Origin of the sequence: Vibrio sp. 1F169, assembly GCF_041439605.1 — a bacterium.
Lineage (GTDB): Bacteria > Pseudomonadota > Gammaproteobacteria > Enterobacterales > Vibrionaceae > Vibrio > Vibrio tasmaniensis_A.
The window spans coordinates 1-22,132 of record NZ_JBGOOI010000055.1 but is presented as its reverse complement, the minus strand read 5'-3'; the positions used below and the strand labels follow the sequence as shown (position 1 = coordinate 22,132).

General features: G+C 44.6%; 14 protein-coding genes and 1 other annotated feature. Of the genes, 9 read left to right on the top strand and 5 right to left on the bottom strand.

Annotated features, from left to right (window positions below):
- Positions 1–17 precede the first annotated feature (17 nt).
- Both ACED53_RS17555 and gltB read right to left on the bottom strand, forming a co-directional pair.
- Entirely contained in the window at positions 18–1,487 is a 1,470-nt protein-coding gene (locus ACED53_RS17555; RefSeq protein WP_017098322.1) for a glutamate synthase subunit beta, read from the bottom strand.
- Positions 1,487–6,034 carry a glutamate synthase large subunit gene (gltB, locus tag ACED53_RS17550; RefSeq protein ID WP_017098323.1) on the bottom strand — a complete coding sequence of 1,516 codons (4,548 nt, stop codon included), beginning with the start codon at positions 6,032–6,034 and terminating at the stop codon, positions 1,487–1,489. Before gltB ends, ACED53_RS17555 begins: the two co-directional genes overlap by 1 nt.
- A gap of 530 nt (positions 6,035–6,564) precedes the next feature.
- On the opposite strand from gltB, the gene ACED53_RS17545 reads away from it, so the two are divergent.
- From ACED53_RS17545 to ACED53_RS17530, 4 genes are all read left to right on the top strand, one after another.
- Positions 6,565–7,518, top strand: a complete 954-nt coding sequence (locus ACED53_RS17545) for a TIGR01212 family radical SAM protein (RefSeq protein WP_017100509.1) — start codon at positions 6,565–6,567, stop codon at positions 7,516–7,518.
- Between the two features lie 92 nt (positions 7,519–7,610).
- Entirely contained in the window at positions 7,611–9,362 is a 1,752-nt protein-coding gene (locus ACED53_RS17540) for a diguanylate cyclase (protein ID WP_012603234.1), read from the top strand.
- 230 nt (positions 9,363–9,592) lie between these two features.
- Entirely contained in the window at positions 9,593–11,980 is a 2,388-nt protein-coding gene (arcB, locus tag ACED53_RS17535) for an aerobic respiration two-component sensor histidine kinase ArcB (RefSeq protein WP_017100508.1), read from the top strand.
- Between the two features lie 7 nt (positions 11,981–11,987).
- Positions 11,988–12,431 (top strand): hypothetical protein, encoded by a 444-nt coding sequence (locus ACED53_RS17530; protein WP_012603236.1) that lies wholly within the window; start codon positions 11,988–11,990, stop codon positions 12,429–12,431.
- A 185-nt stretch (positions 12,432–12,616) separates the two neighbouring features.
- On the opposite strand, the gene arcA is transcribed toward ACED53_RS17530, so the two are convergent.
- On the bottom strand, positions 12,617–13,333 hold the full coding sequence (arcA, locus tag ACED53_RS17525) for a two-component system response regulator ArcA (protein WP_004741534.1): 717 nt from the start codon (positions 13,331–13,333) through the stop codon (positions 12,617–12,619).
- Positions 13,334–13,909: 576 nt separating this feature from the next.
- On the opposite strand from arcA, the gene ACED53_RS17520 reads away from it, so the two are divergent.
- Positions 13,910–14,395 (top strand): putative 4-hydroxy-4-methyl-2-oxoglutarate aldolase, encoded by a 486-nt coding sequence (locus ACED53_RS17520; RefSeq protein WP_017098326.1) that lies wholly within the window; start codon positions 13,910–13,912, stop codon positions 14,393–14,395.
- A 29-nt stretch (positions 14,396–14,424) separates the two neighbouring features.
- Here the strand turns inward: ACED53_RS17520 and ACED53_RS17515 are convergent, their stop codons facing one another.
- The gene (locus tag ACED53_RS17515; RefSeq protein ID WP_009848411.1) at positions 14,425–14,901 is read right to left on the bottom strand and encodes a hypothetical protein; all 477 of its coding nucleotides are present in this window, start codon (positions 14,899–14,901) and stop codon (positions 14,425–14,427) included.
- 317 nt (positions 14,902–15,218) lie between these two features.
- Positions 15,219–15,337, top strand: a sequence feature (Thr leader region).
- Between the two features lie 29 nt (positions 15,338–15,366).
- Between ACED53_RS17515 and thrA the strand changes: the two genes are divergently transcribed.
- From thrA to thrC, 3 genes are read left to right on the top strand one after another with little or no spacing between them, the layout of a single operon-like run.
- Positions 15,367–17,826 carry a bifunctional aspartate kinase/homoserine dehydrogenase I gene (gene thrA / locus ACED53_RS17510; RefSeq protein WP_017100506.1) on the top strand — a complete coding sequence of 820 codons (2,460 nt, stop codon included), beginning with the start codon at positions 15,367–15,369 and terminating at the stop codon, positions 17,824–17,826.
- A gap of 17 nt (positions 17,827–17,843) precedes the next feature.
- Complete coding sequence (gene thrB, locus ACED53_RS17505; protein ID WP_032499152.1) at positions 17,844–18,800, top strand: homoserine kinase; 957 nt, start codon at positions 17,844–17,846, stop codon at positions 18,798–18,800.
- Positions 18,797–20,080: a threonine synthase gene (gene thrC, locus ACED53_RS17500; RefSeq protein WP_017100504.1), complete on the top strand. Its 1,284-nt coding sequence runs from the start codon at positions 18,797–18,799 to the stop codon at positions 20,078–20,080. Before thrB ends, thrC begins: the two co-directional genes overlap by 4 nt.
- A gap of 78 nt (positions 20,081–20,158) precedes the next feature.
- Here the strand turns inward: thrC and grcA are convergent, their stop codons facing one another.
- Complete coding sequence (gene grcA, locus ACED53_RS17495; RefSeq protein ID WP_009848415.1) at positions 20,159–20,536, bottom strand: autonomous glycyl radical cofactor GrcA; 378 nt, start codon at positions 20,534–20,536, stop codon at positions 20,159–20,161.
- A gap of 326 nt (positions 20,537–20,862) precedes the next feature.
- Between grcA and nfo the strand changes: the two genes are divergently transcribed.
- Positions 20,863–21,771: a deoxyribonuclease IV gene (nfo, locus tag ACED53_RS17490; RefSeq protein ID WP_017098330.1), complete on the top strand. Its 909-nt coding sequence runs from the start codon at positions 20,863–20,865 to the stop codon at positions 21,769–21,771.
- Positions 21,772–22,132: the final 361 nt, after the last annotated feature.

Genomic DNA, 22,132 nt, shown 5'->3' with positions numbered 1-22,132 from the left:
CGCTAGCCCGAGAAATATTATGCGGAAAGCATGAGTGAATCTGCTTTCGCTTCTAAGTTTGAGTTACCCATTAAGAAGTCATCAATGGCAATTGCACATTCACGACCTTCATTAATACAACGTACAACCAGAGATTGACCAGTACGCATATCACCAGCAGCGAAAACGCCTTTCTGGTTGGTCGCAAAGCCTTCAGAAGCAACGTTACCACGCTCGTCCAGTTTAATGTCTAGCTGAGCAAGCACGCCTGTTGGCTCTGGGTGTAAGAAGCCCATTGCAAGGAATGCCATGTCACAAGGGATAACACGTTCAGAGTTCGCTACTTCATCAAAACCTGGACGTTCGCCTGGTTTTGCGTCTTGCCAAACGATGTCAGCGATACGAAGTCCGGTTACATTACCGTTATCGTCAGAGATGAACTCTTTAGTCAGGATGTTCCAATGACGTTCACAACCCTCTTCGTGAGAAGTGGTCGTTTTCATGATCATTGGGTATTGAGGCCAAGGCATATTAGCAGGGCGCTTCTCTGGTGGGATCGGCATGATCTCAACCTGAGTAATGCTTGCTGCTTTATGACGGTTTGATGTGCCCACACAGTCAGACCCCGTATCACCACCACCGATAACCACAATGTGCTTATCTTTAGCGTGAAGCTCTTCTGTTTTTAGATCTAAGTCGTTGGCACGGCGGTTATTTTGACCAAGGAATTCCATGGCAAAGTGAACGCCTTTCAGCTCACGACCTGGGATTGGCAAGTCACGTGGAACCGTAGAACCACCCGTTAGCAATACCACATCAAATTCTTGGCGTAGCTGTTGAGCATTAACATCAACACCGATGTGTTGGTTCACTTTAAACTCAACGCCAGCTTCAGCCATTAGGTTGATCTTACGATCAATCACGTCCATACCCAGTTTGAAATCTGGGATACCGAAGCGAAGTAGACCACCGACTTTCTCGTCACGTTCAAATACCGTTACCGAGTGACCAGCGCTGTTTAGCTGCTCAGCTGCGGCTAAGCCAGCAGGACCTGAACCGATAACCGCGACAGTTTTACCTGTACGAGAGCGTGGTGTCTTAGGCTTTGCGTACCCTTCACGGTACGCAGTTTCTACAATCGTTTTCTCGATATTACAGATAGTGATTGGGTCTTGGTTGATGCCAAGAACACAGGCACTTTCACAAGGAGCAGGACAAACACGACCTGTAAACTCAGGGAAGTTGTTGGTAGAGCTTAGAATGTTCCAAGCCTCTTCCCAGCTGTCACGATAAACCGCGTCATTGAATTCTGGGATGATGTTACCAATCGGACAGCCGTTGTGACAGAAAGGTACGCCACAGTCCATACAACGAGATGCTTGAGTACTGATCTTTTCACCAAACTCTTCGTTAAGTACGAACTCTTTGTTGTCTTCAATTCGAACTGACGGGTCGAGCTTTTTTGGAAGCTCACGACCGTGTTCTAAAAATCCAGTAGGCTTACCCATTATACTGCCTCCACTTCTTCCGTTTGTGCCTGTTGTGCTTCAGCTTTACGCTTCTCAAGAACTGCTTTGTAGTCGCGTGGCATTACTTTAACTAGTGATGCGACACTTACTTCAAAGTTGTCTAGGAAAGACTGAGCAACTTCACTTCCTGTGAATTCAACATGCTTCGTTAGCATATCTAGTAGAAGATCTTTATCTTCTTGTTCAATTGGATCTAGGTCTACAAGTTCTGCGTTGAGCTTGGTTTCGAAGTCGCCTGCTTTATCCCAAACATAAGCGACACCGCCACTCATACCTGCAGCAAAGTTACGACCCGTTGAGCCAAGGATAATTGCCGCGCCACCTGTCATGTATTCACAACCGTGGTCACCAACACCCTCAACAACAACCTTCGCACCAGAGTTACGAACACAGAAACGTTCGCCAGCCATACCGCGAATGAAAGATTCACCTGAGGTTGCACCGTAGAAACATACGTTACCCACAACGATGTTGTCTTCAGCAACGATAGTAGATTTCGCATCTGGGTACAGTACCAAAGTACCGCCAGACAGACCTTTACCCCAGTAATCGTTCGCGTCGCCTTCTACTTCGAACTTAACGCCTTTCGCAAGGAACGCACCGAACGATTGACCTGCACTACCGTGGAACTTAACGTTCATTGGCTGTGGTAAACCTTGGTCTTTGTAAACCTTCGAGATTTCGTTCGACAGCATCGTGCCTGCTGAACGGTCCGTGTTGATGATAGGGAACTGAGCGGTAACCGCTTCACCTTTCTCAAGCGCTGGGATTGCAGCCTGAATCAACTTACGGTCTAGAACGTCTTCAAGATTATGATTCTGTGTTGTCTGGTTGTAGATACCATCTTCTGCACGAGCCTGCTCAATGTGCAGTACTGGTGTTAGATCTAGGTTCTTGTACTTCCAGTGACCGATGTCATCACGAACTTTAAGTTTGTGCGATTGACCAACCATCTCATCAATAGAGCGGAAGCCAAGTTCAGCCATTACTTCACGTAGACCTTCAGCCATGTATTGGAAGAACGTTACTACGTCTTCTACGCGGCCGTCGAAACGCTCACGAAGAGTTTTGTTTTGTGTTGCGATACCAACAGGACATGTATTCTTGTGACACTTACGCATCATGATACAGCCTTCAACAACTAGAGCAGCTGTTGCTACGCCCCATTCTTCAGCGCCAAGTAACGTTGCGACTGCAAGGTCACGTGGTGTTTTCATCTGACCATCAGACTGAACAACGATACGGTTACGTAGGCCGTTTTTCAGTAGTGTTTGGTGCGTTTCTGCTAGACCCAGTTCCCAAGGCAGACCAGTGTGACGGATAGAAGACATCGGAGATGCACCCGTACCACCATCAAAACCTGCGATAAGTACTACGTCAGCTTTCGCTTTTGCTACACCCGATGCAATCGTACCTACGCCAGCTTCTGATACTAGCTTCACGTTGACACGGCCGTTACGGTTCGCGTTTTTCAGATCGTAGATCAGCTGAGCCAAATCTTCGATTGAGTAGATATCGTGGTGTGGCGGTGGAGAGATAAGACCTACGCCCGGAGTCGAGTGACGTGTTGCACCGATCCAATCATCAACCTTATCACCAGGTAGTTGACCACCTTCGCCAGGTTTCGCTCCTTGAGCCATCTTGATTTGAAGCTCATCAGCGTTAGATAGGTAGTAAGACGTTACACCAAAGCGACCAGAAGCCACCTGTTTGATTGCTGAACGTTCCCAGTCACCGTTTTCTTTGCGTTCGAAACGTGCTGGATCTTCACCACCTTCACCTGAGTTTGATTTCGCGCCAATGCGGTTCATTGCAACAGCCAGTGTTGAGTGAGCCTCATGTGAGATTGAACCAAAGCTCATTGCGCCGGTTGCGAAACGCTTAAGGATGTTCTCGATGGGTTCTACTTCTGCAAGAGGAATAGAGCCAGCAGGATTCTTGATGAAGTCCAGTTGACTACGTAGCGTTGCTGCGTTGTCGCCTTGGTCATCGACTGCTTTTGCGTACTTCTTGAACTGACCGTAATCTTTATTACGCGTCGATTCTTGAAGTAGAGAAATCGTTTCAGGGTTGAATAGGTGCTTCTCACCACGTTGTTTCCACTGGTAAACACCGCCAACATCAAGGATCTGAGCTGGGATTTCACGAGCTGGGTAACCAACACGGTGACGAACTAGCACTTCTCGTGCGATATCATCGATCGTTAGACCTTGGATACGAGAAACAGTACCAGTGAAGTATTTTTCAACTACTGACTTGCTTACACCAAGTGCTTCAAAGATTTGTGCACCGTGGTAAGACTGTAGCGTAGAGATCCCCATCTTAGAGAAGATCTTCAGTAGACCGCCGTTGACACCTTTACGGTAGTTATCGAATAACTCACGCGGGTGTACGTTTGGATCGAGCTTCTTCGTACGTTGCAGTTCAACAATCGTTTCAATAACTAGGTATGGGTTAACTGCGTTCGCACCGTAGCCGATAAGCGTTGCAAAGTGGTGTGTCTCGCGAGCATCGCCCGTTTCAACAACAATGTCACACTTAGCTCTTAGACCTTTACGGATAAGATGGTGGTGAACCGCGCCAACTGCCAGCATTGCTGGAATAGCGGCGTGGGTAGAGTTAACCGCACGGTCTGTCAGTAGGATGATAGAGTAGCCATCAATCACAGCGTCTTCTGCGTATTGGCAGATACGCTTAAGTGCGCGCTCTAACTTGCCGTTGTCTCCATTTGCTTGGAATACGATATCCAGCGTCTTCGCTTGAAGGTGCTCGTTATCGATTGCACGTAGCTTCTCTAACTCAGAGTTAGACAGAACTGGAGACTCAAGTTCTACTTTTTGACAGTGTTCAGGCGTTTCAGCAAGTAGGTTCTGATCCTTACCTAGGTAAGTGTTCAGAGACATAACCATACGCTCACGAATCGGATCGATTGGCGGGTTTGTTACTTGTGCAAATAATTGCTTGAAGTAGTTTGAAAGGTGCTGCGATTGATGAGAAAGAATCGCTAGCGGCCAGTCAGCGCCCATTGCAGAAAGTGGCTCGTAGCCTGTTTTTGCAAGAGGTAGAATGATTTCGTTTACTTCTTCAGAGCTCACACCAAACGATTGTTGTTTATGAAGCAACTTTTCTGGAGAAGGTTGGTTAAATTCGTTGTTCGCATCAGGTAGCTTTTTCAAGCTCAGAAGGTTCTCTTCAACCCATTTTTCGTAGGGTTGTGCTTTAGCAATACCGTCTTTCACTTCTTCGTCAGAAATGATGCGGCCTTGCTCAAGGTCAGCAACGAAGATACGACCTGGTTGTAAACGACCACGGTATTCAACGTTTTCGGGAGCGATCTCAACAACACCAGATTCAGACGCCATCACTAGGAAGTCGTCTTTCGTTACTGTGTAGCGAGAAGGACGCAGACCGTTACGGTCAAGCGTTGCACCAACTTGAACACCATCAGTGAAGCAGACAGAAGCTGGGCCATCCCATGGTTCCATTACGTTCGCGTGGTACTGGTAGAACGCACGACGAGTTGGATCCATGTTTTTGTTTTCTTGCCATGCTTCAGGGATCATCATCATTAATGCGTGTGGCAGAGTACGACCTGAAAGAACAAGTAGCTCAAGCGCCATATCGAAGTTTGATGAATCCGAGCTACCTTCCTGACAGATAGGAAGCAGCATGTCGATTTCAGCTTGTGTAAACAGATCCGACTCTAGGATTGCTTCACGTGCTTTCATCCAGTTTAGATTGCCGCGAACCGTATTGATTTCGCCATTATGCGCTATGTAACGGAAAGGCTGAGCCAGACGCCAACGAGGGAATGTATTGGTAGAGAAGCGAGAGTGTACAAGTGCTAGAGCTGTCACCATAGTTGGGTTTTGCAGGTCTAGGAAGTACTGAGGAACTTGTTCTGTTGTTAGCTGACCTTTGTACACCAATGTCTTGTAAGACATAGAGTTGATGTAGAAGTCGTCACCGATGTTTGACACGCTTTCTAGGCATACACGAACAGTGTAGTTACGTAGAACATACAGTTTACGCTCAAGCTCTTCTGGTGTGATACCAGGGCCGCCAGAAATAAATACGTGTTCAAATTGAGGTTCAGTGCTTAGTGGGTCAGCACCAATCATTGAATTGTCAGTTGGAAGTTCTCGGTAACCGATCACTTCTAACTCAAGGCGCTGTGCATTGCGTTCTAGAATGTCACGACACTGTGCACGTTTGTATTCATCCTTAGGGAAAAGTACAACACCAACACCATATTTTTCAAAAGATGGCAGTTTAATTCCAAGCTTTACGGCTTCTTCTAGTAAGAATTCGTGTGGCTTCTGTAGCAGGATACCTGCACCATCACCAGAACACGGATCACAGCCTTGGCCGCCACGGTGTTCCATACGTGCAAGCATATCGAGTGCTTGAGTTACTACATCATGAGATTTGCGATTCTTAAGATGAGCAACAAAACCGATACCACAAGCGTCATGCTCCAATTCAGGAGTATACAGACCCTGTGAGTTCTGCTCTTGATCTACCATAGATACATCCTTCCAGTTAAATCTAGGCGCAACTTATTTGTATAAAGTCAGCCTTGTCCTTTTATATTTATGGGTCTAAACCTGCCTATGCTGGCGGTTTGAATCCTTTCCGTATCTCGCAGGAAAAGTATTGCGAGAAAAACAATCCTTAGTGATATCCGTTTGTTTTTAACCACAAACTAGTGGTTTATATAGGTGGGAGTTAGATATCACCGACTTATTGGCAAGTTTTCGATGTAAGTAAACACTCAGAAATAGCCAATATGTGTAAGTATCCTACAATTTTGTCTAGGCGAATTGCAATGAAAGTTAACCGATGTAGACCATTTTTTTCGTTTTGTTTTGAATTTAATGCCTAACAAATGTGCAACATTAGGCAAATAGAGCTTATTTTTTGCATGTTTATTGATATTTGATAGGTTGCTCGCAAAAATCCTTGCGTAAACTAATTGGTCGAATTTTGCAGGGATGTAATTTTTTTTCAAAAAAAGACTGATATTCATTCTTATTTACTTGAGTGCTTTGAAAATATGCAATTACACGAGTTAGTTAATACTATCGGCCAAGATCTCCAACGTCGTTATGGCGAGAAGGTTCACAAGCTGACACTTCACGGTGGGTTTAGTTGCCCAAACCGAGACGGGACAATTGGCCGTGGCGGTTGTACCTTCTGCAACGTAGCTTCTTTTGCCGATGAACAAACTCAAGTTCAAAGTATTGCTGATCAATTAACAGATCGTGCGGGTGAAATCGCTCGTGCCAAGAAGTATCTTGCTTATTTTCAGGCGTACACCAGTACTTACGCTGAGGTGCAGGTACTCAAGAATATGTATGAAGAGGCTCTAAAAGCACCCGGAGCAGAGATTGTTGGCCTTTGTGTTGGCACGAGACCAGACTGCGTGCCTGATGCAGTACTGGACCTGCTCGCGGAGTACGTTAAGCAAGGTTACGAAATTTGGCTAGAGCTCGGCCTGCAAACAGCCAATGATAAAACCCTCAAGCGAATTAACCGCGGACACGATTTCACTGTGTATGAAACGATCACCCAGCGCGCACGTGCTTTAGGAATCAAGGTATGTACTCACCTTATTGTCGGCCTGCCCAAAGAAACCAAAGCGGATAACCTTGAAACTCTAGAGAAGGTATTAGCAGCTGGCACTGATGGTATCAAGCTTCACGGGCTTCATATTGTTGAAGGCAGTACTATGGCTAAAGCCTGGAAGGCAGGAAAGCTAGAAGCACCAAGCCTTGAGGAGTACATTGATATCGCGAGTGAGATCATTCAACGCACACCAGCGGACGTGGTTTATCATCGTGTATCTTCTGCGGCGAGACGCCCGACACTACTCTCCCCTTTATGGTGTGAGAACCGTTGGTTGGCGATGACTGAGATTGGTCGTTCGCTTGATAAAACCGGCGCACAAGGCATTAAAACAGGCTTTGCATTCGAGTACACGCAACCTGTTTTAAACGCGACCAATTGATAGGGATGGGTGACTGTAGGTAACAGCAGATAAAACCAACAAATAGTGGTAACATTTCCCTCACAGAATTTATAAGTATAGATTGAGAGCAGATGGAACTGGTAATGACTTGGTTATGGGATAGGGCGTATGGCTACGGTATATATATCGTTGTTCTATTGCTGATAGGTCTCATCTGCTGGCATATTTATTTACGTTACCAGTCATATATTGAACAGCTTCTTCTTGCTACACCTTCACCTCTTTATTTTGTTGACATCCGAAGTGGCGAGATCTTGTACGCCAATCGCCAAGCCATGCAGTTGCTTGGTATCCGCCAAATAGGTACTCACTTTCGTTTTCCAACAGTGGAAGCTGAGAATAGTTTTCGTCATTACCTCACTGATCACATCAACTCTCGAACGTTTGAATATCTCTCGTCTTGGGTTCTTTCTGAATTTGAATCTTTTAAGATCAACTTGGTGGGTCGTAAGATCCACTTTAGAAGTAGAAAGGCTTGGATGATACATGCTTCCCCTTATAAAAGTACCAACGAAGAGATTTCCCAAGAGGTTCGTGATCTCAATGTTGCTCGTACCGCTTTGGATTCTTTATCTGAGTTGGTCTATGTCATCGATCAAAAGGGTGAATTGGTCGCGAGTAATCGAGCGTTTAAAAAGTTTTGGCATGGTCGCCCTGAAGAGGGCACTTTAAGTGTGTCTAGTGGTGCCTTAAAAGGTCGTGTCAGTGAGCGCTCATGGACCACAGACCAAGATGGTAAGGGGTGTCTCCTTGAAACCTATCAAAGTGTTTTGCTCTCGCAAAGTGGGGAAACCATAGGTACGCTCTCGATAAGTCACGATGTGACGGATTGGCATGACATGCAGCAACAACTGCGTGGGGAAATGGAAAAGCGTAAAGATACTGAAGTTGCACTTGCACAACGTGACACCATTTTACAAAACATCTTGGAAGCGAGCCCTGACTCGATTGGTATCTTCAACGAAAACATGGTTTACCAGGCGTGTAATAAGCCATTTGTGGCAGCGTTGGGTATTTCTGAAGTCAGTGATTTAGTGGGTAAACGTCTACAAGACGTAGTACCAAATAGCATTTATATGCGCGTATCAGAGAGTGATCATCAAGTGCTTCATCAAGGTAACTCGTTGCGTTACATCGACAAACTGGTTTCAAGTGATGGAGAGTTTACTTGGTATGATGTAGTGAAGTCGCCTTTTAGAGACCCTGCATCGAGTACCAATGGTGTACTGATCATGGCACGTGATATCACAGAACGTTACCTCGCCGAGCAGAAACTTGAAGAAGCCAATTTAGAGCTTGAGCGCCTCAGTTTTATGGATAGTTTAACTCAGGTATCCAATCGACGTCGCTTCGATGAGCAGCTGTCTACATTGTGGCATCATCATGTGCGTGAGAAATTGCCGTTGACGATTATGCTGTGTGACATCGACTTCTTTAAAGGCTATAACGATTTCTATGGACACCAACAAGGTGACGATGCTTTGATTCAGGTTTCACAAGCCTTTAAGCAGGTGTTGAATCGCTCTTCGGATTGCGTGGCTCGATACGGTGGTGAAGAGTTTGGCTTTATTCTCCCAAACACAACCACAGAAGGTGCGCTTATGGTCGCTCGTCGAATTCATGATGAAGTGCAAAAACTAGGATTAGCTCATGAGAAGTCGACAGTGTCAGACTCCATCACGGTGAGTATTGGTATTGTCTCTTATATACCAACACCTGATGACGAAATGGAGTCTGCTGTTGCCTTGGCTGACAGTGCGTTGTATCAAGCGAAATCTGATGGTCGAAATCGTTCGATAGTGCATCCATACTCTATTCACTAACTTTATAGAATGGGTAACTTAGTGACTCCGTCTTTTTCTTGTTTAGCATTTATATTACTTGGCTAATATTTATGTGGCTTGGCTAGTATTGATATTGCTTGGTTAGTATTAATATTGGTTGATTAACCTTCGATATTACCGCTAATCTCTTGCTGCGTGTGATGTAGCTAGCTTACCTACTTTCTTCAAACAAGGTAGAATGTTGCTAGTCTTATCGCGTGGAGCGCTAAATGAAACCCATGAAAAATCTTGCCCAGTATTACGTGGATCTGCTCGTAAAATTGGGGATTGTCCGCTTTTCTATCTTACTCGCCCTAGCGCTTGTTGCCCTTGCTGTTGTTGTACAAGTCGGTATCACCCTCGCACTCAAAGGTAATGTTGATGATATCGACATTGTCCGTTCGGTTTTCTTCGGTTTAGTGATCACACCTTGGGCGGTCTATTTTCTCTCAGTCGTGGTCGATCAACTGGAAGAGTCTCGCCAAAGGTTGGCTAAATTGGTCTCTAAGCTGGGTGACATGCGAGAGCGAGATCAAGAACTCAACAATAAACTGCAACTCAATATCGAAAAGCTCAACCAAGAAATTGAAGATCGTGAAAAAGCCGAAGAAGCGCGTGCAGAAGCAATGCATGATCTTGAGAACGAAGTGTTTCAGCGTGAGCGAACTCAGCTTGAATTAGCAGAACGTACGGCGCTGTTGCGTTCGTTTATCGATGCCTCGCCTGACCTCATTTATTATCGCAATGAAGATGGTGTGTTTTCAGGTTGCAACCGAGCGGTTGAAGAACTCACGGGCAAAACAGAAAAAGAGCTAGTTGGTTTGACGCCTTGGGATGTCTACAGCAAAGAGGTAGCCCAGCAAGTTGTTGAAACCGATAAGAAAGTCTTTGCTGACAACCAAGCTTTGACCTATGACCAATGGCTTGAATACCCCGATGGACGTAAGAGTTACTTCGAGCTGCGTAAGGTGCCTTTCTACAGTAAAGATGGTCGCCACCTTGGCTTGGTTGGTTTTGGTCGTGATATTACCGAGCGTAAAGAGCACCAAGAATCACTAGAGAAAGCCAGTCGCGATAAGACCACCTTTATCTCAACCATTAGCCATGAGCTAAGAACACCGCTCAATGGCATCATCGGCTTGAGCCGCATGTTATTGGATAGCCAGCTGACGACCGAGCAGCGTAAGCAGATGCAAACCATCAAGGTGAGTGCGGTGACACTGGGTAATATCTTTAACGATATTATCGACATGGATAAGTTCGACCGCCGTAAGCTTGAGCTATTCCCAACCCCTATCAATTTTGAAGATTTCGTTGTTGAGATCGAAAGCATTTCTGCGTTAATGGCAGAGCAGAAAGGGTTGAGGTTTGATCTAGAAAGATTGTCCGATCTCCCATCTGCAGTTGAGGTGGATGGTACTCGTCTTAGACAGGTATTGTGGAACCTTGTAAGCAACGCGATGAAGTTCACCAAAGATGGTGGTGTCGTGATGACGGTCAGCGCTGAAATTGATGGCGACTTTGCCAACATCACGATGGAAGTAGAAGATACCGGGATTGGTATCCCTGAAAGCGAAATCGAGAAGATCTTCGCGATGTACTATCAGGTAAAGTCGGGAACAGACAATTTACACGCTGTCGGTACCGGAATTGGTCTTGCTGTATCTCAACAGCTGATCAATATGATGGATGGTCACATTGAAGTCACCAGTGAAGAGGGGTTTGGTAGTACCTTTACGATTTCGATTCGAGTTCCAGTTAATCACGATACTCAGGCTTTGATCAAAACGCCAAGAAAGCAGTCCAACCTTAAGATTTTCATGGTCGAAGACATTGAGCTCAATATCACAGTAGCTCGTTCTTTACTTGAAAGCCTAGGGCATGAAGTGACAGTGGTAATGACGGGTAAAGAGGCACAAATCGTTTTCAACCCGAAAGATTATGACTTGGTATTACTGGATATCCAGTTACCAGATATGACTGGTTTCGACATTGCCCAATACTACCGCGAGAAATATAGCCAATTGCCGCCTTTGGTGGCATTAACCGCGAATGTATTAAACAATAAGCAAGAGTATTTCCAGAAAGGCATGGATGAAGCGATCAGTAAACCACTGTCGGTTCGTGCAATCCAGGATGTCATCAGCGAGTTGATTGAGGATGCCCCAGAGGTTATTGAGAAAGCCGAGGGCATTGATACAGTAAAGGATGTTGTAAAAGTAGCAGGTGTTGAGAAAGTAACAGCGAGTAAGCCGGCTCTTTCAACGATTGATACCACTTTGCTTGATATTGATATGCTAGAGTCTTATGTTGACATTGTCGGGTCGAAACCTGTTTTGGATAGTATCGTGATGTTTGAAGATATGATGCCGGAATATATGGAAATATTGAATTCCAATATGGTTGCGAAAGATCAAGACAGTATCGTTTCTGAGGCACACAAGATTAAAGGTGCAGCAGGTTCCATTGGCCTGAAACGCATACAGCAAGTTGCTCAGAAAGCTCAATCTCCAGATATGCCTGCGTGGTGGGAGAACATTTCAGATTGGGTTGATGAAATAAATAACGAATACCAAAATGATATTGAAGTCTTAAAGAGTTGGTTAAATCAAAGGTAGAAGAATGATGAAAAAATTAGCATTTGCCGCATGTGTAGTAGCATTAGCGGGTTGTTCTGCGCCACAAGTAGAATGGCAGCAAGATAATCAAGTCGAAGTATCTGCAGCGACAGTCACAATGAAAAGCAACCTGTGGCACAACAAAATGCCTACGATTGGGGAGGCTCAAGATAAGACTTTGCATGGTGCTATCTACCTAGAGTCTGACTCACAATTACCAGCAACACTTGCGGTTGAGAGTGTGACGGTTAAACAGGGTGCAGATACCTTGTTGGTAACTGCTGACGATCTAGATTTAAGAACACATAGTGAAACGCAGTGGGAAGTCGCTTTTGTATGGCAGTTAGAGATCGACAGTGATAAGCCTGTTGATGTTGCGATTGAACTCAAAGATGGCGAAACCGTGAAGTGGTTAGTAGAGAAAGACGTGAAGGTAGATACGGTTTACTAAAACCTTAGCGAACAATGAACAATAAAAAAGGGAGAATGCGTTGGCATTCTCCCTTTTTAATAACGATTGTTCACGCTTCGATTGCTAGAAGTACTAACTGTTTATAAGTACTAACTGGTTAGAGTGCTATCGGTTAGAAGTGCTAATCGACGGCAAGAACTAAACGGGCAGAAGCGCGAATCGAATTAGTCTTCTAGGTCACCACAAAAGCGGTAGCCTTCACCGTGAATCGTCGCGATGATTTCTGGTGTACCAGAAACAGATTCAAAGTGCTTACGAATACGACGGATTGTTACGTCTACAGTACGATCGTGTGGCTTAAGCTCACGGCCAGTCATCTTCTTAAGAAGGTCTGCACGTGTTTGGATCTTACCTGGGTTCTCACAGAAGTGAAGTAGAGCACGGAACTCTGAACGAGGTAGCTTGTAGCCTTCGCCATCTGGGCTAACCAGAGAACGACTGTTGATATCTAGTACCCAACCATTGAACTCGTACTTCTCAACGCTACGCTTTTCTTCTTGAACAGAGCTTGTGCTCATTGAACGGTTAAGAAGGTTACGTGCACGGATAGTCAGCTCACGAGGGTTGAAAGGCTTAGTGATGTAGTCATCAGCGCCGATTTCTAGGCCAAGGATCTTATCAACTTCATTATCACGACCAGTTAAGAACATAAGCGCTACATTTGCTTGCTCACGTAGTTCACGCGCAAGTAGTAGGCCATTCTTACCTGGAAGGTTGATGTCCATAATTACAAGGTTAACTTGGTTATCAGATAGCACTTGGTGCATCTCTTCACCGTCGCTAGCCTCAAAAACAGCATATCCCTCTGCTTCAAAAATACTCTTTAGAGTGTTACGAGTTACTTGCTCATCTTCAACGATAAGAATCTGCGGGGTTTGCATTTGGCGGTACCTAAATTTGTGACGAAACTGTGCTAATAGAATAAATTCTAGGCAAAACATAACATACAGGTAATGTATTTTTGATGATAACTTAAAGTTTTCAAAAAAACACTTACTTCCAGCTATCTGCCTTCCTTGAAGTATTGCCCAATAACGTAGATCCAGTACGCCTTTCAATCATTCTTTTAGTGATTTAAGAGGATTCTATAATGTTAACAGCATGCTAACAACGCGAGAATGTTAATTCCATTCACTTTGTTGATTTACATCAATTGCCGTATCGCAACAAACTTTAATAGTATGGCTACAACTTAACCAATGTTATGGTGACTATTTAGCACCAAAATAAGAATGATTATTCGAGATGTTTCGAACATCTTGCTTGCTAAAGACCGGACTATGAACCAAGGAAGCTGAAAGCTATCCTTAGAGTCTAGTAGATAAATATGCTCAATCAACTTTTATTTCGTATTAAATTGGGCATAGAACAATGAAAACAAAGGATTAATTTTAATAATATATAAAAGCATAGAGGCTCGCCTGACTTAATAGGTTTGCCTTACTCACGGAGGATATATGCACGATATAACACCTGACTTATGTGATGAGTTTGAAAGCAAAGTCACGCTACTGAATATGCCATTACAGAACTTCGGCCAGCGTGGTGCGTTCTGGGGAAAAATTGTAACAGTTCGTTGTTATCACGATAATTCCAAGGTTCGTGAGGTTTTAGAGACCGATGGCTGCGGCAAAGTACTCGTTGTAGACGGCAATGGCTCGTGTCAAAAAGCGTTACTTGGCGACCAATTGGCGATTCTAGCCATAGAAAATGGTTGGGAAGGCGTCATTGTGAATGGTGCGGTGCGTGATGTTGCGATGATGGCGCAGATGGATCTTGGTATTCAAGCTCTCGGAGCCTCTCCATTTAAAACCGAGAAGCACGGTGTTGGGCAAGTGAATGTGACGCTCTCTATACACAATCAACTGATTCAGCCCGGTGATTACATTTATGCCGATTGGAATGGTGTGTTAATTTCAACGGAATTGTTGATTGAATCTTAACGGGCTCATCGATAAAGAAGTGGGATAGATTAGAAGCGAAACCCTAATCCTACCTCAACACCTTGTTGCCACTCTTCATAATCAAGGGTGGCATGCATATCTAGATTATCGGTTAGCTGCACGCGGCTGGAAAGCTCTGCGGCTACCGATTTATCACTGTCTTCTGTTTCATTGTTATAGGTGTGTAGAGAGCTGTTGAAAGAGACTCTTTCGGAAAACTGATAACTAACACCACTCAAGAATCCACTCTCATATTTCAGTGCAGCAGTGTTGATTCGTGTACCGACATAAAGATCCACATCAGAAAACAAGCTATAAGAATAACCACTGTCTACTGTCCAAGTATCAAAGCTTTCACTCGATGCACTTTGCGTGGAGATAAAAAACTTATGGGCAGAGCTATCGATTTGACTGGGGAGCAAAGGCAAACTGCTCAGTAGCGGTAAACTGTTCGCTGAACAAACGACAGGCATAGCAAAGACTAAAAGAATAAGTAATCTCTTCATTTCCCACTCCTGATGTCATTATTATTGTTTTTCGAACGTTATTGTTCAATTAAAGCACAGGACTTGTATGTTCGCTGTACTATCGATAGAGCATTTTGTTATGACTATATATGCAACTGATTACTTATGTTTGTTTGATGAGTTAATCCAGTCTCTGAATGGCAGGTTGATGCAGGGTGTTTTATCTCTTAAATGAAGGTTTGCTCTGAAAAACGGTGTGAATGTAAAAAAAACGCAACTTTTCATTGACGCATAGTAGTAAAAATTGATACACGTAGAGTAAAGCACAAGCAGAGAATTTGATATGCAGCATGTAAGCCACCTAGTAATGACCACCACCATTATTATTACCGACATTCACATTGTTGGGGCAGGCTGCTAAGTAACGGATTTTAAAAAAAAGGCCTGTATCCAACAAGATACAGGCCTTTTTTTGTACCATTTTTATGACTTATGGAGAAAGGGATGCGCGTTTTAAAGTTTGGAGGTTCATCATTAGCTGATGCAGATCGTTTTTTACGAGCGGCTGATATCATCGCTAATAATGCCCAGCAAGAAGAGCTAGCCGTTGTACTATCGGCTCCAGGAAAAACAACCAATAAGCTGGTTGCTGTTATTGAAGCAGCACTAAAAAATGGTGAAGCAGACGTACAGATCACCGAGATCGAATCATCATTCGCTGCATTGTTTGCAGAGATTCAAGCGGTATTGCCGTCAGTAGATGGCTCTGCGTTTCAAGAGCAAGTCGATACCTCTCTTGCTCAACTTAAGAAGTTCGTGAATGGTATTAACCTACTGGGCATGTGCCCGAATCACGTAAATGCTCGTATCATTAGTAAAGGTGAGCGAGTTTCAATCCAGCTAATGAAAGCGGTGCTGGAAGCGAAAGGCCAACCAGCAAGCCTGATTGACCCTGTGGAATACCTCTATGCTCAAGGTGATCATCTTGAAGCTATGGTGGATGTGGATGTTTCAACTCAGAACTTCCGCCAATCACCGCTTCCTAAAGGTCACGTAAATATCATGCCGGGCTTTACTGCTGGTAATGAAAAAGGCGAGCTAGTAACGCTTGGCCGTAACGGCTCTGACTACTCAGCTGCAGTTCTAGCGGCATGTCTACGTGCTGATTGCTGTGAGATTTGGACTGACGTCGATGGTGTTTACAACTGTGACCCACGCTTAGTGGATGATGCCCGTCTTCTTAAATCACTTAGCTACCAAGAAGCGATGGAGCTTTCTTACTTCGGTGCTTCAGTTCTACACCCGAAAACTATCGCACCTATCGCACAATTCCATATTCCATGTCTGATCAAAAACAGCTTCAACCCACAGGGAGCAGGCACTTTGATTGGCCAAGACACTGGCGAAGATAACCTGGCGATCAAAGGTATCACTACGCTAAGTGACCTAACGATGGTTAACGTATCAGGCCCAGGTATGAAGGGCATGGTAGGCATGGCGAGTCGTGTATTCGGCGCGATGTCTTCTGCAGGCGTTTCTATTGTCCTTATTACTCAATCTTCTTCTGAGTACAGCATCAGCTTCTGTATTGAATCGGCTGACAAAGTGAAAGCGAAGCAAGTGTTATCAGATGCGTTTGAACTCGAACTTAAAGATGGCCTATTAGAGCCAGTTGAGTTCATGGATGATGTTGCGATTGTGACGCTGGTGGGTGACGGTATGCGTACATCACGTGGCGTTGCTTCTCAGTTCTTCTCTTCTTTAGCTGAAGTGAACGTTAACATCGTTGCTATTGCTCAAGGCTCTTCAGAGCGCGCTATCTCTGCTGTTATCCCTGAAGATAAAATCTCAGAAGCAATCAAAGCGTGTCACGAAAACCTATTCAATTCTAAGCACTTCCTTGACGTCTTCGTTGTCGGTGTTGGCGGTGTTGGTGGCGAGCTTGTTGACCAGATCCAACGTCAACAAGGCAAACTGGCTGAAAAAGGCATCGTGATTCGCGTATGTGGTTTAGCAAACAGCAAAGGCTTGCTGCTAGACAGCGACGGTCTACCGCTAGAACAGTGGCGTGATCGTATGTCGAGTGCGACAGAAGAGTTTAGCCTAGCGCGTTTAGCTGCACTTGTTCAACGTAACCACATCATCAACCCTGTGTTGGTTGATTGTACGTCTAGCGAAGGTATTGCCGGGCAATACGCTGATTTCCTAGCGGCTGGTTTCCACGTTGTAACACCAAACAAAAAAGCCAACACAGCAAGCATGGCTTACTACCATCAGCTTCGTGAAGTGGCGCGTAACTCTCGTCGTAAGTTGATGTACGAGACAACAGTAGGCGCAGGTCTACCGGTAATCGAAAACTTACAGAACCTAATCTCTGCAGGTGATGAGCTTGAGAAGTTCAACGGTATTCTTTCTGGCTCACTGTCTTACATTTTCGGTAAGCTTGATGAGGGTATGACACTCAGCCAAGCAACCAACATTGCTAAAGATAACGGCTTCACTGAGCCGGATCCTCGTGATGATCTGTCTGGTATGGACGTTGCGCGTAAGCTGCTTATTCTTGCTCGTGAAGCGGGTATGGCACTTGAGCTTGAAGATGTTGAAGTTGACCAAGCATTGCCACCGGGTTTTGATGATTCAGGTACGGTTGACGAGTTCATGGCTCGCTTGCCAGAAGCGGATGCATACTTCAAAGAGCAGTCAGCTATCGCAGCAGAAGAAGGCAAAGTACTTCGTTATGTAGGTGAGATCGCTGAAGGTAAATGTAAGGTTCGTATCGCAGCTGTTGATGGCGATGACCCAATGTTTAAGATTAAAGATGGCGAGAACGCTCTGGCATTCTACAGCCGTTACTACCAGCCAATCCCGCTCGTTCTGCGTGGCTACGGTGCAGGTACTGAAGTTACAGCAGCAGGCGTATTCTCTGATGTGATGCGTACTCTTGGTTGGAAATTAGGAGTTTAGGAATGAGTTCAAGTGATATGGATGTTGTTGTTTATGCTCCTGCATCAATCGGCAATGTCAGTGTAGGTTTTGATGTGCTGGGGGCCGCTGTGTCTCCAGTGGATGGCACATTGCTTGGTGACCGAGTAATGGTTAAAGCCGGTGATGAACCATTCTCGCTAAAAACAGCAGGCAGCTTTGTTTCTAAGCTGCCAACTGAAACCAAAGAAAATATTGTCTACGACTGCTGGGTTGTGTTCTCTCGCGAGTTAGACAAGAAAGGTATCTCAGTTAAGTATCTAGAGATGACGCTAGAGAAGAACATGCCTATCGGCTCTGGTTTAGGATCAAGTGCATGTTCAATTGTCGCGGCGCTTGATGCCTTGAACCGTTTTCATGGCAAACCGTTGAATGAAACTGAACTGCTTGCTCTGATGGGTGAAATGGAAGGTAAGATTTCAGGTGGCATACATTACGATAACGTTGCACCCTGTTACCTTGGTGGTGTGCAATTAATGCTGGAAGAGCTAGGTATCATTAGTCAAGAAGTGCCATGTTTTGATGACTGGTACTGGGTAATGGCTTACCCGGGCATCAAAGTTTCGACGGCCGAAGCGCGAGAGATTTTGCCTTCTCAGTATCGCCGTCAAGACGTGATTGCCCATGGTCGTCATTTAGCGGGCTTTATTCATGCTTGTCACTCTGGTCAGCCAGAGCTAGCCGCTAAGATGATCAAAGACGTGATTGCTGAACCATATCGTGAGAAACTGCTTCCAGGGTTTGCTGATGCACGCAAATATGCAACGTCAGCAGGAGCACTAGCTACTGGAATTTCTGGTAGTGGCCCTACGCTATTTAGCATTTGCAAAGAACAAGATGTCGCCGAGCGTGTTGCACGCTGGTTAGAACAAAATTACGTACAAAATGAAGAAGGATTCGTCCACGTTTGTCGCTTAGATAAGCAAGGTTCGATCGTTACAGGAAGTGAGTTATGAAGCTGTACAACATCAAAGAAAACGATGAGCAAGTCTCTTTTGGCCAAGCCGTTCGTCAAGGTCTAGGCCGCAACCAAGGTCTATTTTTCCCATCAGAGCTGCCTAAGTTCGATGACATCGATGCACTACTTGCAGAGGACTTTGTCCCTCGTAGTTCAAAGATTCTTTCTGCTCTAATTGGTGGTGAGTTACCAAAAGAACAGATCGATCAACTAGTGGATGCGGCATTCCAATTCCCAGCACCGATCAACCAAGTGAAAGACGGTGTTTACGCACTTGAACTGTTTCACGGTCCAACGTTAGCATTTAAAGATTTCGGTGGCCGTTTTATGGCTCAATCTTTGGCTGCGGTTTCTGATGGCGGTCAAATCACAATCTTAACGGCAACATCGGGTGATACTGGCGCTGCGGTTGCACACGCATTCTACGGCATGGAAAACATCAACGTTGTTATCCTATACCCGAAAGGCAAGATCAGCCCACTGCAAGAAAAGCTATTCTGTACGCTAGGTAAGAACATTCACACTGTAGCGATTGATGGCGATTTTGATGCGTGTCAGGCACTCGTAAAAGACGCGTTTGACGACGCTGAATTGCGTAAAGAAATTGGCTTAAACTCAGCAAACTCAATCAACATCAGCCGTTTGATGGCTCAGATCTGTTATTACTTTGAGGCGGCTTCTCAGCTAACCAAAGAGCAACGTGAAAATCTGGTTATCTCTGTACCAAGTGGTAACTTTGGTAACCTAACTGCGGGTCTATTAGCGAAAGCGCTAGGCTTACCGGTTAAACGCTTCATTGCAGCAACCAACGAAAACGACACGGTTCCCCGTTACCTAGAAACAGGTCAATGGGATCCAAAACCAACGGTTGTGACAACATCGAACGCGATGGACGTGAGCCAACCAAACAACTGGCCACGTATCGAAGAGCTTTGCCAACTGAAAGGTTGGGGACTGGATACTTTGGGTAAAGGTAAAGTATCTGATGAGCAGAGTGCTGAATCAGTACGTGATCTAAAAGCTCAAGGTTACCTGTGTGAACCTCATGGTGCGATTGCTTACCGTCTATTGGAAGAGCAACTGCAAGAGAACGAGACAGGCCTGTTCTTATGTACGGCACACCCTGCGAAATTCAAAGAAGTGGTTGATGACATCTTAGGTACTGACATTGAACTGCCAGGTCCGCTAGCAAAACACGCGGTGATGGAGTTGTTGTCTGAAGATCTAGATAACGATTTTGAAGCGCTAAAAGCAGTGCTTCGTCGAGTTCAACCGTAACCTACACCGGTATTGTTGAACAAATAAAAACGGCGCTCAATGAGCGCCGTTTTTGTATTCTAATTCAAGCTCTAAAAATTATAGAGACTCAGTGAACGTACGTGCGATAACGTCACGTTGTTGTTCAGTAGTTAGAGAGTTGAAACGTACAGCGTAACCCGATACACGGATAGTTAGCTGTGGGTAGTTCTCTGGGTGAGCAACGGCATCTTCTAGCGTTTCACGCTTAAGAACGTTAACGTTTAGGTGTTGACCACCTTCGATGCGTGGTGCTGCTTCGATAGCAACTTCACGGCTTTCGTACTCGCCTAGGTCTGCTGCTGAGATAACTTGGTCAGCTTCGAAACCTGAAGTAGCAACAACACAACGAGCTTCGTTCTTCTCGCTGTCTAGTAGCCAGATTGAGTTTAGTAGGTCGTCGTTTGCTGCTTTAGTAATTTGAATACCTTGGATCATAACTATCTCCTAGTCCACTTTATGTGGTTTGATTATGGTGTTAACTTTCGAATTTTATTGAGCTGAGTAATATATACCTAGTTTGTGGTAGTTTAATATTGATTTAAGTCAAAAAACAACCAAAAACCTCATTTTTTTCAAGGTGATTACTTTGAGTTAAATCAATAAAACCTTTGAAAACAAAGTAATTACAAAATATTTTAAAGTATAAAAAATATTTAACAGTGGAATTTGTTGTTAATTTACTACATTTGTTGTGTTTTTATTGACCTGTAAGTGATACGACCCTTTAATTATTAAGCATCCTGAAAGTGTAAAGTGATTTAATGACAAACAATAATTCATCTTCAAAACCTGAAACTAATATTAAGTTTATTGGTGCGCATGTGTCTGCTGCGGGCGGTGTTGATCAGGCGCCAATGCGCGCAAGAGAGATTGGCGCCAATGCTTTTGCACTGTTCACCAAAAACCAAAGACAGTGGGCAGCAAAGCCGCTGGAAGCGAAAACCATTAGTGCGTTTAAAGCCAACTGTAAGATGTTGGGCTTTAGTGCTGAGAATATTCTTCCTCATGACTCCTACCTTATTAACCTAGGAGCACCAGAAGAAGAGAAGCTAGAGAAATCACGTGCGGCTTTTATTGATGAAATGGAGCGTTGTAACCAACTAGGACTCACGCTTTTGAATTTTCATCCTGGGAGTCATTTGAAGAAAATCTCAGAAAGCGAATGTTTGGCCAAGATCGCTGAGTCTATCAACTTGGCTCATCAAGCGGTGCCTGATGTGATTGCGGTGATTGAGAATACCTCAGGGCAGGGGACGAACCTTGGCTGGAAGTTTGAGCAACTAGCAGAGATCATCGACCAAGTAGAAGATAAATCACGCGTTGGTGTGTGTTTAGACACTTGCCATACTTTTACAGCCGGTTATGACTTACGAACAAAAGAAGCGTGTGAGCAGACTTTTGCTGAGTTCGAGCGCATTGTGGGTATGCACTATCTAAGAGCAATGCACATCAATGATTCAAAAGCTGAGTTTGCGAGCCGAGTCGATCGACATCATTCTTTAGGAAAAGGCGAGATTGGCTGGGATTGTTTTGAGTATATTGCCTCGGATTCTCGCTTTAATGGTATCCCTCTTATCTTGGAAACCATTGATTCGACGATCTGGAAAGAGGAAATTCAACAACTTAGAATGTTTCATCGCTCAGCAACGCTAGCGAGCGAAGAAGCGTAATAATAGAGGGAATAATTAATTTCCTTCTACTCCTAAAAATTGGCACCTTTCTTTCATAGTATTAAAGTGAATATGTAGTTCACGATGTCTTAGAGGAGGTGCCTTTATGTATTCACAAGCCCAAACTTCAACTGTATCTGCTGCTCGCCGTTTACCAACCCCAAACCGTCATGTGCATAACCACGGTCACCATCGTACACAGCAGAAAAGTGGTTAATCGAGATAAACACAACTTGAACTGATTATTATGATTCATCAACAAGTGAACCCTACACATCATGTTTATTGATAGCTGTATGAGGTATAAATAGGGCGTGTTGATCTTTCGAGCTGATTTTTGCAGCGAGTTGCTGGGTATTTA

Bases quoted from the DNA above. Each gene is read 5' to 3' on its own strand.
- ACED53_RS17555 (WP_017098322.1), bottom strand. From the start codon at position 1,487: ATGGGTAAGCCTACTGGATTTTTAGAACACGGTCGTGAGCTTCCAAAA.
- gltB (WP_017098323.1), bottom strand. From the start codon at position 6,034: ATGGTAGATCAAGAGCAGAACTCACAGGGTCTGTATACTCCTGAATTG.
- ACED53_RS17545 (WP_017100509.1), top strand. From the start codon at position 6,565: ATGCAATTACACGAGTTAGTTAATACTATCGGCCAAGATCTCCAACGT.
- ACED53_RS17540 (WP_012603234.1), top strand. From the start codon at position 7,611: ATGGAACTGGTAATGACTTGGTTATGGGATAGGGCGTATGGCTACGGT.
- arcB (WP_017100508.1), top strand. From the start codon at position 9,593: ATGAAACCCATGAAAAATCTTGCCCAGTATTACGTGGATCTGCTCGTA.
- ACED53_RS17530 (WP_012603236.1), top strand. From the start codon at position 11,988: ATGAAAAAATTAGCATTTGCCGCATGTGTAGTAGCATTAGCGGGTTGT.
- arcA (WP_004741534.1), bottom strand. From the start codon at position 13,333: ATGCAAACCCCGCAGATTCTTATCGTTGAAGATGAGCAAGTAACTCGT.
- ACED53_RS17520 (WP_017098326.1), top strand. From the start codon at position 13,910: ATGCACGATATAACACCTGACTTATGTGATGAGTTTGAAAGCAAAGTC.
- ACED53_RS17515 (WP_009848411.1), bottom strand. From the start codon at position 14,901: ATGAAGAGATTACTTATTCTTTTAGTCTTTGCTATGCCTGTCGTTTGT.
- thrA (WP_017100506.1), top strand. From the start codon at position 15,367: ATGCGCGTTTTAAAGTTTGGAGGTTCATCATTAGCTGATGCAGATCGT.
- thrB (WP_032499152.1), top strand. From the start codon at position 17,844: ATGGATGTTGTTGTTTATGCTCCTGCATCAATCGGCAATGTCAGTGTA.
- thrC (WP_017100504.1), top strand. From the start codon at position 18,797: ATGAAGCTGTACAACATCAAAGAAAACGATGAGCAAGTCTCTTTTGGC.
- grcA (WP_009848415.1), bottom strand. From the start codon at position 20,536: ATGATCCAAGGTATTCAAATTACTAAAGCAGCAAACGACGACCTACTA.
- nfo (WP_017098330.1), top strand. From the start codon at position 20,863: ATGACAAACAATAATTCATCTTCAAAACCTGAAACTAATATTAAGTTT.